Below are 17,086 nucleotides of genomic sequence, written 5' to 3'. Positions count from 1 at the left end.
TCTCTGTCCACAATAAGGTTTTAAAAAAATTGTGAAATTGTGGTGCTTGTTTTTTATCAAATAATATTTTTAATGAGAAAAAATACCATGTCCATTGTCAAACGGCCCGAGTCCGGTTTGTTTAAATTTTTATTCAGGGATTCACTGAAAAAGGAGAATATCATGCAAGGCCACTTTCAGATGAGTATCAAAAAAAGTAATGGGAACATCCATGTGAGACCCCAAGGCAGTTTTAATGGAAATTCGGCGTGGGAATTGCTCAATGTGCTCCATAATACCTATAAAGGGGAGGGGAGAATATTTATTGATACCAGATATTTGCAGAGAGTCCTTTCATTTGGTTGCGACATTTTTAAAAATCATTTGAACAAAAGGCTTATCCCCCCTGAAGTCCTTTATTTTAAAGGCGAGAAAGGTTTTTCAATGGCTCCAACGGGGAGTAAAGTGATCAAAATACCTGAAAAATCAGCTCATAAGTGTAAGTGTAAGGGTAATTGTGCTAATTGTAAATGCAAGGTCAGAAAGAAAAAAAGGATGGGTAAAAGTGCTGTTCCACTGGAAAAAATAGCGGTTTAATTTGATTTTCCGGAGCAGGAGGATTTCTGCCTTTTTTTTATATGAAATACGTAAGTTCTCAATCAGTCCGGGCATTCAGTGCATCCTTTGGTCGTGGCCATGGTTTTGGTATTTGCTAAAATTGGGATTTGGGGTGCGCTCGGTTTTTGTGTTTTGACAGATTTGGGGGCGGCTTTGTTTATGAAGGATATAAGTCTTAAGGCAGGAATAAAAACTCTTGTCATAGCTATATTTGTTATTATTGGAGTTAAGGCATCACCTTATATCACAAATTTATTCATAAAATGAAAAGTTTCTATGGGGATAGGACTCCCCATCCCTTAGGAGCTCTCCCACACAGCCCGGTATACGGATCGTGTATCAAGACAGTTCGAGCACCGTTTCCGGTCAGACAGGCTCTTGAACAAGCCTGTATTTTTTTCAAATATAACTGATATTTACGGATTCTATTTTGAATAAATATATGGTCGGGTACTTAACAATTTACACCTGAAAACAGAGGATTAAACCATGAAGAAATTACCTGAAATGAATTTATCGCTTCATTCCCTTTTTGACATTGTCAATGGCCGCATCGGAACACAATTGCTTCTCACCGCCATTGAAGTAAAAGTCTTTGATTCCCTGTCAACACCGGAATCAAGCGATGCGGTGGCTTTACAGGCAGGTACTGATCCCAATTTTACAAGGATATTGCTGGACGGTCTGACAGCCATGCACTTGCTGGAGAAAAAAAAAGATACCTATTGCAGCCTGCCGGATATCAACGATGCGCTGCACAGCAACAGCCCGGCCTATGTGGGGGAAATGTTTATCAACATGAACCAGACGGCCACGGAGGTCATGGAGAATCTTACCAAAATGTTACGGTCCGGACCTCAGGACGTTCCGGCCAACTTAGGGGATGAATCCATATGGGAGGAATATGCCCGTTCCATGGCCAACTATCAGCGCTGTGGTGCTGCCCAGCAAATGGCCGCAACAGTGTCACAAATCAATGGATTTGAAAATTTTCAAAAAATGCTGGATCTTGGCGGCGGTCCGGGATTGTACTGTATTGCCATGGTGGGGGAGCACCCAACCATGCACGGCGTTATTTTTGAGCAGCCGGCAGTGGTCAAAGTGGCCCGGGAATTCATTGACGAATATGAAATGGCGGACAGGGTGACCACCATGGCCGGTGATTATATCAATGATTCCATTGGTGAAGGTTATGATCTGATCTGGGCCAGCGCAACCCTTAATTTTGTCCGCTCCGGCTTAACGGATATGATCAAAAAAATTCATCATGCCCTGAATCCCGGCGGTGTTTTTGTCAGCCTGGCGGACGGGGCCACCCATGGGCGGACCCGTCCTGAAAATTATATACTGGGCAGCATGCCGTGGATGTTCATGGGGCAGGATATCATGTTGGACAGCGGTGAGGTCGCCGGTGCAATGAGAAGCGTCGGATTTGCTGATGTGGAAAGCACAGTTGTGGAAACTGCCATGATGCCCATGGAGCTGGATATAGCAAGGAAATAAAAATTTTGCGTTGATAATGTTTTTGCCAATTTTGTTTTAGACCAGATTGTTGCTCTGGTATTCGGATATGTAGGAAAATTCTGACACTGAAATAAATGATAAAATAAAGACGGCTCTTGCGGAATCACTGGAAAAGAGTTTTTTTAGAGCTCAGAAACAGCGATATCGTAAAACTATTTTGTTCCAAATAGGATAAAGGCTGTTTGTGTTATCTAATAATATTGTTGGTTTATAATATCATTTGAAGTATGAAAAAATGACGTAGCTATTGTAAAATGACAATTGGTCAATGCCTGTTTAAGAAAAAATTAGAATCTCTCGATGTTCAAGTTTTTTTATGTTGACAAAATAAAGTTGCGGTAAGCCTCGTAAAACCGGTCAACAAAAATTTGAGCATCGAGTTTCTGAAATCCAAGGAATCACACATGAAAAAAAAACAACCTTACTGGGAAATGCGTGAACTTGTGGTCATAGGTGTCTTTGCTGCTGTAACCAAAGTTTCCAGCATCCTTGTGGCCCTGGTTGGCGGGGGTATGAATCCCCTGAGTTTGATTTTGAAAAATCTTCTTTTTACAACCCTGACCATTGTTCTTTTGTACAAGGTAAGAAAAATTGGTGCATTGACCCTTTTCCTTTTTGTCAATGTTATTGTATCCATGCTCCTCATGGGGGGAGGGCTCTTTCTTATTCCACCTATGATCGTTGCCGGACTTGCAGCTGAAGGATTGATCCTGGCCCTGGGCGGATATCAAAAAAGCATTAATCTCATGATCGGGGTGGGGTTTTATGATCTGCTGTTCAAGGCCGGTTCCGTAGGTGTTTCCTGGTTGTATATGCGGGAACAGCAGGAAATGGTCATCATGTCTGCAATTATCGTGGGTATTGGATATATCGGTGCCCTTATGGGCCTGCTCACCGGTGCTCTTTTTGTAAAGGAGTTGCGCCATGCATGTATTATCCGAAGCTGAGCCAGCGGCTGGAGGCTCCGGCTTTGTGTCCGGCTTGGATGTTCGGACCAAAATTTTGCTATGCCTGTCCATGTCTGTTGCCGTAATTTTTTTGAAATCCTGTGGATCTTTGGGTTTTCTCGCCTTGGCAACTCTGGTTTATGTACTTGATCTTGGCAGGTACAAGGTGGTGGGCCTGTGCTATGTCGCCATTTGTCTTATGTGGCTGTTATCCATAGCCTTTATGCGCCTTATATGCACCATGATTCCCATGGTTCCGGTGACGGATCCTGTCACAATGTTGATTCCCTTTTTACGCACCATGGTGATGCTTAATACTGTCCTTGCCCTGGCTTTGTCTTCCCGGATACAAACGCTTTTAACCTCGCTAAAAAGTTTCAAACTGCCCATCTGGCTTTATATCCCTTCGGCGGTGATGATTCGGTTCATTCCATCGTTTATCAAGGATATTCGGCAGATCCACGAAACCATGCGTATCCGGGGATACAGCCTTAATCCGATTTTTATTTTCCGGCATCCAAGGCTTTCGGTTCGACTCCTGGCAGCTCCCATTATGTTTCGGGCACTGCGTTCCGCCGATGATTTAGGCGTAGCCGCCGAACTCAAGGGCGTGGGATATGGTTACTTTACAGAAAATAACAAAATCAAAAGCTATACTCCCCTAATTTTTCAATTTAACGACGCTGTTACCCTGGGTATCACCTTGCTCTTGCTCATTGCAGCAGGGGTCATTCAAGCGGTGTGGGGAACGGATACAACAGGAATGCTCCCATGATTGAATTAAATAAAGTCACCTACACCTACCCCTTTCAAAAGCAACCCGCTGTCCAGAATATATCGTTTTCCGTCAATCCCGGGGAGGCGGTACTGGTCACCGGCGCCAGCGGTTGCGGCAAATCCACCTTGGTACGACTGGTCAATGGGCTTTGCCCCCATTTTTTCTTAGGGGAAATTGAGGGAAATATACGTCGGAATGGAGTCGCCTGCCAGGGCCAGACTCTTAAGGAAATTTCAACCGTGGTGGGCACGGTTTTTCAAGACCCGGAACTCCAGTTTTTTGCCATGAACGTGGATGATGAAATCGCCTTTGCCCATGAATGGTTGGGTAAATCCGCTGAACAAATTCGAAGCATTGTGGACAAAACGGCCCGGCGCCTTGGCATAACCGAGATCCTGTCCGCCTCCATCCATGAGCTGTCCGAAGGACAAAAGCAAAAGGTGGCCATCGGGAGCGTGCTCTCCCTGGCACCCGCCATCCTGGTGTTGGACGAACCCTCAGCCAACCTGGACCCGGAAAGTACTCGGGATCTGGCCCGGCTTATCAGTGGACTGAAAGCCAGGGGTATTGCAGTTCTTGTGGCAGACCATCGTCTTTACTGGCTTGAGGATGTTGTTGATCGGGTGCTGGTGATGCATGAAGGCACCATCGCCGTCCAGGGGGATTTTTCCATTCTGGAAGAACCGGGATTTAAGGAAACATACGGATTGCGCAGTCACCGCGTTGAAGATGTACGCCAAACACTGCCTTTACTTCCCGATTCCGGCCATATCCATGTGGAAAATTTAACCTTTGCCCATAAGAATGGTCCCCTGCTCTATGAAAATGTAAGTTTCTTTCTGGGTAAAGGGGTTACGGGTATTATCGGGGACAACGGTACGGGAAAAACCACGTTGGCCCGTCTCTTAACCGGCCTGAACAGGATGAAGCAAGGAAAAATATTCATAAACGGTAAGCATATCCCATGCAAACAGGTTTTGAAACGATCCTCCCTTATTCTCCAGAACACCGATCACCAGCTTCACATGAATTCCGTGGTCCAGGAGATCGCAATGGCATCCGGCATACTCAATCCCGGGAATGCCAAAAAAGAAGGATTGATGGCAATTTTGCAGCGGTTTGGTCTCAAGCACCTGGCAGAGCGGCATCCCCAGTCCCTGTCCGGCGGAGAAAAACAGCGACTGGTCATTGCCTGCGGCCTGGCTGCAAACCCGGATATTTTTATCCTTGATGAACCGACATCAGGACTTGACGGCAGGAATATGAAGCGCATCGCCGATATGATTCAAAATGCTGCAGATGACGGCATCAGTGTGATTCTCATCACCCATGACCTTGAATTATTGTCAAAGGTCTGCGATGCAGCCCTGAGATTGCCCATTACAACCAGACCTGCCCCATGACTTTGGCTTCATTTTTTACTACTCGCTCGTGAATCCTAAGTTCTTCTGGAAGACATGAACGCACCTCTCCCCCAATTTTATGGCCAGAAAATTCGATTCATTACTCCTTTGTCACGTCTCAATGACGGTACTTATCGGTTTTGGTTTCGACTCTGACCATTGACATGCTGGTTCAAGTATTTTTTTCGTAAAAATCCCCCTGTGTCAGGGTAGATTTTAAATAATAATAGGCACTCTTAAATAATTGGTAGGATGAACGCCACCGCATGGGAGTAGAGCATGTGCTCCGGATCCTTGAGCAGGATGACTTCTTTCTGAGCCTGGCAAAGGAATTTGCCAGGCTGGTGGTTTTGAGCGTCGAGTGATGTTTTTAACATTCTAAATGTATTATTTGTTTGTTTGAGCTGATGGATCCAAAAATCACAAAGTCCCCTTGACTCATAAGGGTAATATCTTTATACTCCGTTGCCTAAAGTTCTTATCAGATCAGATAGCGTCAGGCTTGGCAATTGGGGCAATTAGCCATTTATGCATATGCATTATTTGGGTTTTTTCCCAAAAAAACAAATTGTCAAGAAGATGTTGTGAGCAAGCCCAGATGATGTGTTTTAGACTTGCTTGTCCAAATTTAATATGATGAATGCATGCAATGCATTTAAAAAAGGAGTAATGTAAGATAATGAGCAATGTATTGAAGTCCTTTGGTATGATGATTTTTGTGATGGTTGTTTCGTTGGCGTTTTCAGGCAATGCCATGGCTGCGCAGACGTGGAAATTGGCGCATGTTTGTGTCGCTGAACCCGACAATCCATATCATGCAACATCACTTAAATTTAAAGAGCTTGTTGAAAAAGGAACAGAAGGTCGGCTCAAAATTCAAATTTTCCCCCAGCGTCAACTGGGAAACGACCGGGAAGTTCTTGAGGGTATCCAGAGTGGCCTGATTGATGCATCTGCTGCAACTCTTGGGCCGGTATCTGCTTTTGAGCCAACAGGCGACCTGCTGGAACTCCCCTTCCTTTTCAGTAATACAAAACACTTGGATGCCACTCTTGACGGCCCCATTGGAAGGGGTATTCTCGACAAACTGGACAGCGCCGGTTTTAAAGGGCTGGCCTTTTTTGACGACGGTATTAATAATACCACCAATTCCAAACATCCGATCAAGACTGTAGACGATTATAAAGGCCTTCAGATGCGATGCATTGAAGCCCCGGTTCGGATCGCTACCACAAAGGCACTGGGTGCCAACCCTATTCCTATTGCTTACAGCGAACTTTATACAGCACTACAGACCGGCGTGGTTGACGGACAGTCCAACCCGAACTGGGTGATCACCGCACGAAGCCTTTGGGAAGTCCAGAAATATGTCAGTATCACCCAGCACATCTGGGGGGGGGCTGTGTTGCTTGTCAACCTTAAAAAATTTCATAAATTGTCAGAAGAAGATCAGAGGGTTGTTATGGATGCTGGCTTGATAGCCTGTCAGTATGGCCGCAATTTAGGCCGTAATTCGGAAGAAAAACACCTCCAGACTGCCATTGATCATGAAATGATCGTGGAGAGAAACCCAGACCTGACTTCCATGCGAAAAGCCACCGAGTCTGTTTATGCCGATATTTATGCCAAACATCCCCATTGGAAACCTATTATTGAACAGATAAAAACGCTTGGCGAAAAGTTTTAATATTGTTAAGGACCGCATCTTTTATAGCTTGAACGAAATAGCTTGCCTTTTGGCTCATCTATTGCGCTGCATCAAAGGCCAAATAGGCTTGCTATTAAACCTTTAATGCGCCTTGTGGATGAACCAAAATTCTGAGCTATTTCTGTTCAAGTTACTTCATCTGCGGTTCTAAGTCAACTTTCGGATTTAATTGTTGGTGAACGGGTTCAATATTTTTGTCAAAAACGTCAACAAGGTAAGTCTGACCCCAGCCCAGGCTGGCCGATGCTGTGACCAACCCCAAAAATTGCTTGTTTTATATTAGTGAAAAAGCCTGACTTCTCCTGAACAAACGGTTGCCGAATACCGATTAAATTGAAAGCGTTTACCCATCTTCATTGTAATAAGGATTCACAATGCATAGTAATGAAACAAACCCCTTGACTGTTTTTGAAAGCTGGGCTGCCAGAATCTGGACGTTGATAGGCTACTGGGATCGCCTCCTCCGTTGGATGCTTGCCTTGGGCACGGCTTTAATTATGTTTGCTGTTATATTCCATGTGGTGGGACGATATGTTTTTGGCACAACCTACATGGGCACCATGGAATTGGTTCGATACACCATGATCTGGGTTTCCCTGCTTGGGGCGGCCGTCGCTTTTGGAACAAACGGGCACATTTCGGTCAATATTATTCAAGATCGTCTCTCAAAGCGCAGTGCTCTTTTGCTTCACATTGCAGGCAATATGCTCCTGCTGCTCTTTCTCATTGTCATGATTATGGGTGGTTTTGAGATTGCGATACGCAATTTTAAGCAAATTTCTCTGGGGTTACAGATTCCCATGTTCTATCCGTACCTGGCCATACCTGTTGGGGGTATTTCAATGCTATTATATATTTTAGTGAGAATCATAGACAGCCTGACTCAACTATTGGCATTAGGACGGTAAAATGGTCTACATATTATTTCTACTTTTCATATTTTTTTCTATTTGCGGGATACCCATTGCTTTTTCACTGGGTGTCGCCTCTCTGGGTTATGTGTTTTACAACGACATATCATTTGTTCTTGTGGCCCAAAAAATGTTTACCGGTATAGACTCATTTTTGCTGACAGCTATTCCGCTGTTTATTCTTGCTGGGAACTTGATGAATGCCGCAGGGCTGACAGAGGAATTAATCGAATTCAGTAAGATTTTCGTTGGACGTATTCGCGGCGGGCTGGCATATGTTAATGTCCTCATATCAATGATTTTTGCAGGTATGACAGGTGCCGGTGTTTCGGACACGGCAGCGGTGGGCTCCATTATGATACCGGGCATGGTAAAGGACAAATACCGTAAGGATTTTTCCACGGCAGTTACAGCCATTTCATCGACAATAGGACCCGTTATTCCCCCGAGTATTCCTTTTATTGTGTACGGTTCAATCACAGGAATTTCAATTGGTGCACTGTTTTTAGCGGGTATTGTTCCAGGAGTGCTGCTTGGACTTTCAATGATGGCGGTTATTTTTATAACATCGTGTCGGGAAGATTTGCCCAGACTGGAGGAAAAATATTCCTTACAGAAAAAAATTCAAATCAGCAAAGATGCCTTACTGGGGCTGATTATGCCCGTGGTCATTCTTGGGGGGATCATCGGTGGCATAGCTACTCCCACTGAAGTCGCCGCAATTGCCGCCTTCTATGCATTAATTGTGGGGGTGGTCATTCGCAGAACTGTTACGCTTAAAATTTTGGTTGACGTCCTTGTCGAGACAGGTATTACCACCGGGTCTGTCATGATTTTGATGGGCACGGCAGCCATATTTTCCTTTATTTTAACCACCGAACTTTTTCCGCAGATGCTTGCAGAAAGCGTGCTTTCATTAACCCAGAACAAAATCTACATTCTTATATTGGTCAACATTGTTCTTCTGGTTTTTGGCATGTTTCTGGATGTTGTGCCAGCCCTGTTGGTTTTGACGCCGGTGTTTCTTCCTTTGGTCAAAACGGTGGGCGTCGATCCTTTGCACTACGGTGTTATCTGTGTTCTGAACCTGGTCATCGGCCTGGCCACACCGCCGGTGGGAATGTGCTTGTTTGTGGGTGCCAATATCGCCAAAATGTCCATTGAGAAAGTTTCACGTGCTCTGATTCCCTTCCTGATTGCTGTAGTCATGGTGCTTATTGTTGTGACATACTGGGAAGGGGTCATTTTGTGGATACCCCGAATGTTTGGGTTACACCAGTAATCCACCCCTCTATGGCTGGTTCATTCCTGGAGCTGGCCACAACCCACCTTTTGATTTCAGATTTGTTAAAGCCGCCACTGCCTTAAATATTCGGCGATCTTCCGATGGCATCCTTTTTTTTGATACCTAAAAGTTACATTCATGGTTTTGCATTTTGAATTATCGAATAATTCTATAAAAGACTTGTGAAACTTTGTTTCCATTGTCCAGTCTCCATGATTATGAAGATTTTAAATGAAAAAGCCATGAACCCTTCGGTAACCTTATTTGACCGGATCTGATGCATTACCAAGCATTTGCAGTAGTCCACTACAGCAGCATACCTATGCCTTGCATACCCAGTCAAATAAGGTTTAGGTGATAGTCTATTTCAAAGAACAATCTGCTGACCAGTGTAAATTTTTTTCTATCAAAAAAACTGGACTTGACCCTGAAAATACAATATCCTTTGCGATATGTATGAGGAAATACGCTTTAAGCAATAGACTTGCAGGATTGAGTTTGGCTTATGTACATTGCAATTTTCAAATGTCTACTTTCTATTTTTATTAAAATTCGAAAGGTTACGTTCATTTAGGGTAACGTCTCAATACCCTCGGGCTGATAAAGCCTGACTACCCTTTAAAAACCAGGTGCTATTCAAAAGAAATCACTGAATGCTCGGACTTATTGAGAACTTATCATTTGGGCGCAAACTTGTGAACGCCACATATAATCCACATGGCAGAATCCGTTTTCGCAATGAAAATTGAAACTCTCTTCGCCTTTAGTTGGGTTTTAAACAGGGACATTTTAAAGAGGACACTCACGGACAATCCGGGCTTGGTTACAACATGGGCCACCCATCACAATTGGCGGGCCATGTTGTGACCAAGCCCAAAAAACGACGGTTCCTAAATGAAATGGAGGTATCATGTCAGATATTGTCGCTTCTTCACGACTGCGGTTTTTTTTGATTCTCTTTGTGTCACTGTCCCTGGTGTCTTCCGTTCTGGGATGGGGTATCGCCCTTCAGCAGAAAAAAATATTTACGGCGACAATTATGCTTGGGGAAGCCGATTCCATCGGTTTTCAGCAGCAGCTTTTCCTTACCACAATGGGCAGTTATTTGTCAGATGCCATGATACTTTCCGATATTATTCGTAACGAATATGATCATATGTCCACCATTGAGGGCGCGGGAAAAACTGTATCTGACTATTTTACCATTTTTGCCCGGAACAGACCCTATTATGATCAGATCCGTTTAATTGATTCCGCTGGCATGGAGAAAATTCGGGTCAACTGGAATAAAATCGATAAGGCTGTGGTGGTTCCCCCCTCTCAACTGCAGAACAAAAAAGATCGGACTTATTTTAAAAAAGGAATGGCCTTCAATTCCAGCATTTATGTCTCCAAACTTGATCTCAACGTAGAAAATGGTATGATTGAAATTCCCCATAAACCCATGATACGAATTTCCCATGCCTTAAAGGACCGTCAAGATAAGGTTATGGGCCTGCTCGTACTGAATCTCCTGGCAAAGAGTCTGTTGGAACAAATAAATCGTCAAGGAACAGGTATGGTGGGAACCCTCTATTTCATCAATGATAAAGGACAATGGATCACCGGTCCGTCGCCTGAAGATGCCTGGCGATTCATGTTTCCAGAAAAAAATCAGACATCCCTGGTGGATCAGTTTCCCGATGCCTGGCAACAGATTAAATCCCAAAAAAAAGGGCAGTTCTTATCTTCTTCCGGCCTGTTTTCATTTGTAACCATTGATCCTGTCGATATTCATTCCGTAAAAAATACCCAGTTCATCGCTGTTAAGGCGGCGGAAAGTTGGACTATAGTCAGCCGGGTGCCCCCAAAGGATCTTCTACCGGTCTGGTGGCATACGGCGCAATCTTTTCTGTTTTTTGGACAGGTGCTGATTGTCATTCTTGCCTGGTACTTCAGCGGTATTCAGTTGCGGCGTTCCAGGGCAATGGCTGCATTAAAGGAAAATGAAAAAAAGCTTTCCGCCATCACCGATACGGTTCAAGATGCCATTGTCCTGGTGGATTCAAAGGGGATAGTCCTATTCTGGAACCTGGGTGCAGAAAATATATTCGGGTTTTCCCAAGAAGAGATCATCGGACAGGATATCCATCAGTTTGTTACCCCCCTCCATCTCAGGTCCCATGCTGCCAAGGGGTTGGAGGCGTTTTCCATAAACGGAAAGGGCCCGTTCATCGGAAATGTTCGTGAGGTTGAGGCCTTTAGAAAAGATGGGTCAACCTTCCCTGCAGAGCTGAACTTGAGCGCTATTCTATTGGAGGGACAATGGTGTTCAGTGGGCGTTGTTCGGGATATTACCCTGAGATTGAAAGACCGACAGGCATTGATGGAAAATGAAGCAAAATTCCGGGCCATATTTAATCAGATGTTTCAGTTTATCGGGTTGATGACCCCGGACGGTACCCTGATAGAAGTCAATAAAAGCGCCCTTGACTTTGGAGGGGCCGTTGCAGCTCAGGTTCAGGGCGTTAAATTTTGGGATACCATTTGGTGGACGTTGTCCCAAGAGATCGTTGACCGGCTCAAAGTGTCGATAACCCGTGCTGCCCAAGGAGAGTTCATCCGATACGAAGTGGACGTGGTGGGAGGGGAAGGTCAGGTGATCACCATTGATTTCTCCATTACACCGGTGATGGATGACGGCGGTAATGTCGTTCTGCTGATTCCCGAAGGGCGGGATATCTCCGAAAGGATTGCCTTTGAAAAAGCCCTGGCCACCCGGGAAGCTCAACTCAAAATGTTTATACGCCGTACCCCGGCGGCGATTGCCATGTTTGACAAAGAGGTCCGATATCTCATGGCCAGTGATAGATGGTACAAAGATTATGGTCTGGATGGAAAAGATATTATCGGACGTTCACACTATGAGATATTTCCTGAAATCGAGGGAATGGAGGAGTGGAAAGCGATTCACCGCAAATGTCTGGCAGGTGCCGTGATCAAACGGGAGGAGGATGCCTTTGAGCGCGCGGATGGGCATACAGACTGGTTGAAATGGGAGGTCCGGCCCTGGCGGGACAGTGATGATCGCATCGGGGGAATCATCATGTTCACCGAGGTGATTACCCAGAGGAAAGCGGCTGAAGCCCAAGTAAAAGAGCTGAATGAACAGTTGGAAGCACGGGTATCCCAGCGGACCCGGGAGCTGGAAACAGCGGTGGAAACCATTGCCCAGCGGGAACGGGTGAGCAAATTGCTCCAGGATGTGGCCAGTATTTCCAACACCGCCCTTTCCGTGGAAGAAGCCTTGGAAACCACTCTGACACTCATTGCTGAGTACATCGACTGGCCGGTGGGGCATGTGTACATGCCTGATGACCAAGAAACGCTAACCCTTGTCCCAAGCCCCCTGTGGCATCTGAGGGATTCGGAGAAATACCTTGGATTTATTGATGCGACCATGAAAGCAACCTTTCAGGACGGTGAGGGGTTGCCGGGTAAAGTTTATTCATCCCGCAAAGTCCATTGGGTTGAAGATGTAAAACAGGATGATAATTTCTCCCGGGCGCACCATCTCAAAAAATTCTTTGTCCGGAGTGCCTTTGGCTTTCCCGTGATTACCCAGCAGGGGGTCGTGGCTGTGCTTGAATTTTTTACCACTGAAATTTACCCACGAAATAACCTCATCATAACCATGGCCGAGGAGGTGGGAAGACAGCTTGGATACGTGATCGAGCGGAAACGGGTGAAAGCCGAAGTGACAAGACTTGCCATGGTGGCCCAAAGAACCTCCAACGGCGTCGTCATTACCGATAAAAAAGGGTGTGTGGAGTGGGTCAATGAAGGATTTGTCCGAATTTCAGGCTACACCTTGGCAGAGATGGTGGGCAGAAAACCCGGGCACATTCTCCAGGGACCGGATACAGAGCCCCAGACGATAAGGCGCATTCGTGAGGCACTTTCCAAAGAAACAGGCATAATGGCAGAACTGATCAATTACACTAAATCCGGAAAACCCTTCTGGATAGAGATCGACATCCAACCGGTTTTTGATGATGCCGGGAAACTGGTTAATTTCATTGCCATTGAAAATGATATTTCAAACCGGAAAGCCACCAATAGTAAGTTGGAACAGTTCAAGGCGACGCTGGATCAGACACATGATGCGGTTTTTATTTTTGACGCACAGACCCTTAAATTCACTTATGTTAACAATGGCGCAATGAATCAGATCGGATACTCCCGCCAGGAAATGCTGTCCATGAGCCCGGTGGATATCAAGCCTGATTTTACAGAGAGCCAGTTCAGAAAACGCATTGAGCCCCTGAGAAAAAAAGAGACACCCAGCCTCTCCTTTGAGACGTTTCACCAGCATAAAAACGGAAGACGGATTCCGGTGGACATCCTGTTACAACTTGTGGACCGGCCGGGTGAAACCGTCAGCTTTGTGGCTATTGTGAGAGATGTTACCGAACAGAAACGTATTCTCAAGGATCTGGAGCAATCCCGGGACGCGGCACAACAGGCTACCAGAGCAAAGTCTGATTTTCTGGCCAACATGAGCCATGAGATCAGAACCCCCATGAACGCCATTCTTGGCATGGCCCATCTGCTTAGCAACACAGATCCCTCACCGCGTCAGGAGAATTTTATCAACAAAATTCAGGCTGCCGGCAAAGGTCTTCTGGGTATCATCAACGATATACTGGATTTTTCAAAAATTGAGGCCGGTCAGTTGGTAATAGAAAAGATCCCTTTTGATTTGGACAGTGTTCTGAGCGGCATTTCCGATATGGTTGCAGTTAAGGCCCAGGAAAAAGGGTTGGAACTGTTGTTCAATGCCCAGGAAAACGTTCCCCTGAGTCTGGTGGGGGATCCCCTGCGCATTGGGCAGGTGTTGACCAACCTTGCCAACAATGCTGTAAAGTTTACCTCTGAGGGGGAGGTGGTAATTTCTGTCTCGGCAGGGGATATTATCAATGATGAAGTTCCCCTTCATTTTGTGGTTCGGGACTCGGGCATTGGCATGTCACCTGCCCAGTTACAAACATTGTTTCAACCCTTTTCCCAGGCAGATGCCAGCACCACTCGAAAATATGGCGGTACCGGCCTTGGGCTTGCCATCTGCCGACAACTGATCCTGCTGATGGACGGGGAGATCTGGGCAGAAAGTGAAAAAGGCAAAGGCAGCGCCTTTCATTTTAATGTAAAACTGGGTTGTTTACCGGATTTGGAAAAACAAACGTTTATTCCCAGTACCGATTTGAGGGGAATGAAGGTATTGGTCCTGGATGATAATCCCACATTTCAGGAGATCACCAAGCAGATGCTGGAAAGCTTTACTTTCCAGGTGGTCCTTGCTTCAACAGGTCAGGAGGCCATTTCTTTGCTGGAAAAGGCGGTGGCTGAAGGGAATCCGGTGGATCTGGTCCTGGCCGATTGGAAAATGCCGGGAATGGACGGACTGGAAGCGTCCCAAAAAATCAGAGAAAACCCACTAATTTCTAAAACACCCACCATTATAATGATTACGGCTTTTGGCCGGGAAGAGATCATGGAGAAGGCCGAACTGATTGGCCTGGACGGGTTTCTCATTAAACCGGTGAATCGATCATTATTGTTCAATACCATTATGCAATGTTTGGGAAAACCGGCTGAACCCAGGAATAAATCGCATATTAATCTGGACGTTGACAAGAAAACCTTTGAGAGTTTGCAAGGACTTCAGGTACTTCTGGTGGAAGATAATCTGTTTAACCAGGAAGTGGCAAAGGAGTTGATGGAATTTGCCGGGGTCCATGTCACCGTTGTGGACAATGGCCGAAAAGCGGTGGATGCGGTAGCCGAAACAGATTTTGATGCGGTGTTGATGGATATCCAGATGCCGGAGATGGACGGATATGAGGCCATGCGGATCATTCGCTCCAAAGAGACAGGGACGCCACGAATCCCACTCATTGCCATGACAGCCAATGTGATGGAAGCAGACCGGGAGCGATCACGTCTGGCAGGGGCGGATGACCAGGTGGATAAACCCATCACTCCTTCAATACTCTATGCTGCCCTGGCCCGATGGACCGGCAGAGACGAGGGCAGAAAAGAGTTGGCAGATAGCAAAACCAAACATCCTCAGGAAGGAACTTCAGATCTTTACCTGCCACTGCTTTCCGGTCTGGACGCCACCCAGGGATTGAATCGCTTTGAAGGTAACCGTGGGATGTATGCCCGGCTGTTGAGTCGATTTAAATCAGAACACAAAGAGATGATTAAGGAGATACAGCGTGCCGCGTCTGAAAAGGACAACACGCTTGTGGAACGACTGCTGCATACGTTAAAGGGGCTTGCCGCAACCATTGGTGCCCGTGGGTTGGCAAAGAATGCCCAGGCCCTGGAGAAGCAGATGGTTACCCGTGAACGAGTTCCCTCTGAAAAGGATCTTTTCGAACTTGAACAAAAAATGACTGATGTGCTAAAGTCCATTGACAAGGTGGTTGCCATTCTTAAACCTGTCAGAGATCCAGAAGCAGTGCTTAATCTCCATACGGACAAACAACACCTTTATGAGCAGTTAACAAAATTGGCGACGCTGTTGAAAGAAGATGATTATGAGGCCCATACCACCATAAAAGAGTTGAGCCGTGGTTCCACAAATACGCCTTTGGAGAAGGATATTCAACGGATCAGAAAAGAGATTGAGCAGTATAATTATTCCGCTGCCATTGCCGGAGTTGAAATGGTGCTGAAAAATATGAATTTACAGAAGTAAGGAGAAAAATGGAATCTCTCGCCAAAAAACAAACCCTGCTGATTGTAGATGATGTGGTTGAAAATATTGATATTCTGGCAGAGGTGCTTCGCCCAAACTATCGGATCAAGGTGGCCCTGACGGGCGAACGGGCACTTGCCATAGCCGGAAGCGACACCCCGCCCGATCTCATTTTACTGGATATCATGATGCCGGGTATGAATGGATATGAAGTGTGCAGGCAGTTGAAAATATCCCCCCTTACACGGGAAATTCCGGTGATCTTTGTCACTGCCATGGATGAAGATGCCAATGAAAAGATGGGGTTTGAACTGGGTGCAGTGGACTTTATCTCCAAACCTGTCAGCCCCCCCATTGTTAGGGCCAGAGTTAAAAATCATCTGGCATTGTACGATCAGAATCGTGTCCTGGCCCAGAAAGTGGCTGAAAAAACCGTTTTGCTTCAAAAGGCCATGGAAGATATTCGGCAAAGCGCCCTTGAGACCATCCACCGGTTGACCCATGCGGCAGAATACCGGGATGAAGATACCGGAGAACACATTCAACGTATGAGCAATTATGCCGCAGCCGTTGCCCGGCAACTTTCCGTTAATGAAACCACCGTGAACTGGCTTCTCCACGCCGCTCCCATGCACGATGTGGGGAAAATCGGCATTCCAGATCAAATTTTACTCAAACCTGGAAAACTGAATGATCAAGAGTGGGAAATCATGAAACAGCATACGGTCATTGGGGGAAAAATTTTATCCGGATCCAGGGCCGGTTATATTCGCCTCGGTAAAATCATTGCACTGACCCATCACGAAAAATGGGATGGCAGTGGCTATCCCAATGGGTTAAAAGGGCGACAGATCCCATTGCTTGGTCAGATTGTGGCCATTGCCGATGTGTTTGATGCATTGACCACCAAACGTCCCTATAAGGAGCCTTTCAGTTTAGAGAAATCATTTGCCATCATCCGGGAGGGGCGGGGTAATCATTTCAGTCCTGATGTGGTGGATGCCTTCTTTGACATCACTGAAGAGATCCTTTCCATTAAAGAGCGTTATCAGGAAGAAAAAACAAGTCTCCTGTATGAAATCAGGGAGGGATTATCGTAAAATTTTATACTACATAAAGAGTGTTGAAATCGAGGTGTCATTTTGGCTACTATAATCGGTATAACGGGCATGTCCTGCCGGACACAAC

Annotated in this window: 10 protein-coding genes; all 10 read left to right on the top strand. The window is 45.8% G+C overall.

Annotated elements, in window-relative coordinates; genetic code table 11:
• The first annotated feature begins 87 nt into the window (after window positions 1-87).
• The 10 genes from ACYQ2M_RS22035 to ACYQ2M_RS21990 all read left to right on the top strand — a co-directional run bounded on the left by ACYQ2M_RS22035 (window position 88) and on the right by ACYQ2M_RS21990 (window position 16,998).
• Window positions 88-576 carry a hypothetical protein gene (locus ACYQ2M_RS22035; RefSeq protein ID WP_459918552.1) on the top strand — a complete coding sequence of 163 codons (489 nt, stop codon included), beginning with the start codon at window positions 88-90 and terminating at the stop codon, window positions 574-576.
• A 510-nt stretch (window positions 577-1,086) separates the two neighbouring features.
• The gene (locus ACYQ2M_RS22030; protein WP_459918551.1) at window positions 1,087-2,100 is read left to right on the top strand and encodes a methyltransferase; all 1,014 of its coding nucleotides are present in this window, start codon (window positions 1,087-1,089) and stop codon (window positions 2,098-2,100) included.
• Window positions 2,101-2,525: 425 nt separating this feature from the next.
• Window positions 2,526-3,068, top strand: a complete 543-nt coding sequence (locus tag ACYQ2M_RS22025; RefSeq protein WP_459918550.1) for an MptD family putative ECF transporter S component — start codon at window positions 2,526-2,528, stop codon at window positions 3,066-3,068.
• Entirely contained in the window at window positions 3,046-3,843 is a 798-nt protein-coding gene (locus ACYQ2M_RS22020; RefSeq protein WP_459918549.1) for an energy-coupling factor transporter transmembrane component T family protein, read from the top strand. The genes ACYQ2M_RS22025 and ACYQ2M_RS22020 overlap by 23 nt, the downstream gene beginning before the upstream one ends.
• Window positions 3,840-5,249 carry an ABC transporter ATP-binding protein gene (locus tag ACYQ2M_RS22015; protein ID WP_459918548.1) on the top strand — a complete coding sequence of 470 codons (1,410 nt, stop codon included), beginning with the start codon at window positions 3,840-3,842 and terminating at the stop codon, window positions 5,247-5,249. The genes ACYQ2M_RS22020 and ACYQ2M_RS22015 overlap by 4 nt, the downstream gene beginning before the upstream one ends.
• Window positions 5,250-5,928: 679 nt before the next feature.
• Window positions 5,929-6,936, top strand: a complete 1,008-nt coding sequence (locus ACYQ2M_RS22010) for a TRAP transporter substrate-binding protein (protein WP_459918547.1) — start codon at window positions 5,929-5,931, stop codon at window positions 6,934-6,936.
• A gap of 419 nt (window positions 6,937-7,355) precedes the next feature.
• Entirely contained in the window at window positions 7,356-7,865 is a 510-nt protein-coding gene (locus ACYQ2M_RS22005) for a TRAP transporter small permease (protein WP_459918546.1), read from the top strand.
• Window position 7,866: 1 nt separating this feature from the next.
• Window positions 7,867-9,150, top strand: a complete 1,284-nt coding sequence (locus ACYQ2M_RS22000) for a TRAP transporter large permease (RefSeq protein ID WP_459918545.1) — start codon at window positions 7,867-7,869, stop codon at window positions 9,148-9,150.
• A gap of 913 nt (window positions 9,151-10,063) precedes the next feature.
• On the top strand, window positions 10,064-15,898 hold the full coding sequence (locus tag ACYQ2M_RS21995) for a PAS domain S-box protein (RefSeq protein WP_459918544.1): 5,835 nt from the start codon (window positions 10,064-10,066) through the stop codon (window positions 15,896-15,898).
• Window positions 15,899-15,906: 8 nt separating this feature from the next.
• A complete protein-coding gene (locus ACYQ2M_RS21990) occupies window positions 15,907-16,998 on the top strand; it encodes an HD-GYP domain-containing protein (protein WP_459918543.1) in 1,092 nt (363 codons plus the stop codon).
• Window positions 16,999-17,086: the final 88 nt, after the last annotated feature.

This window comes from Desulfocicer niacini, from assembly GCF_054657595.1.
The sequence above is the reverse complement of the archived record's forward strand: the minus strand, read 5'-3'. Positions and strand labels throughout refer to the sequence as shown.

Bases quoted from the DNA above. Each gene is read 5' to 3' on its own strand.
- ACYQ2M_RS22035 (WP_459918552.1), top strand. From the start codon at position 88: ATGTCCATTGTCAAACGGCCCGAGTCCGGTTTGTTTAAATTTTTATTC.
- ACYQ2M_RS22030 (WP_459918551.1), top strand. From the start codon at position 1,087: ATGAAGAAATTACCTGAAATGAATTTATCGCTTCATTCCCTTTTTGAC.
- ACYQ2M_RS22025 (WP_459918550.1), top strand. From the start codon at position 2,526: ATGAAAAAAAAACAACCTTACTGGGAAATGCGTGAACTTGTGGTCATA.
- ACYQ2M_RS22020 (WP_459918549.1), top strand. From the start codon at position 3,046: ATGCATGTATTATCCGAAGCTGAGCCAGCGGCTGGAGGCTCCGGCTTT.
- ACYQ2M_RS22015 (WP_459918548.1), top strand. From the start codon at position 3,840: ATGATTGAATTAAATAAAGTCACCTACACCTACCCCTTTCAAAAGCAA.
- ACYQ2M_RS22010 (WP_459918547.1), top strand. From the start codon at position 5,929: ATGAGCAATGTATTGAAGTCCTTTGGTATGATGATTTTTGTGATGGTT.
- ACYQ2M_RS22000 (WP_459918545.1), top strand. From the start codon at position 7,867: ATGGTCTACATATTATTTCTACTTTTCATATTTTTTTCTATTTGCGGG.
- ACYQ2M_RS21995 (WP_459918544.1), top strand. From the start codon at position 10,064: ATGTCAGATATTGTCGCTTCTTCACGACTGCGGTTTTTTTTGATTCTC.
- ACYQ2M_RS21990 (WP_459918543.1), top strand. From the start codon at position 15,907: ATGGAATCTCTCGCCAAAAAACAAACCCTGCTGATTGTAGATGATGTG.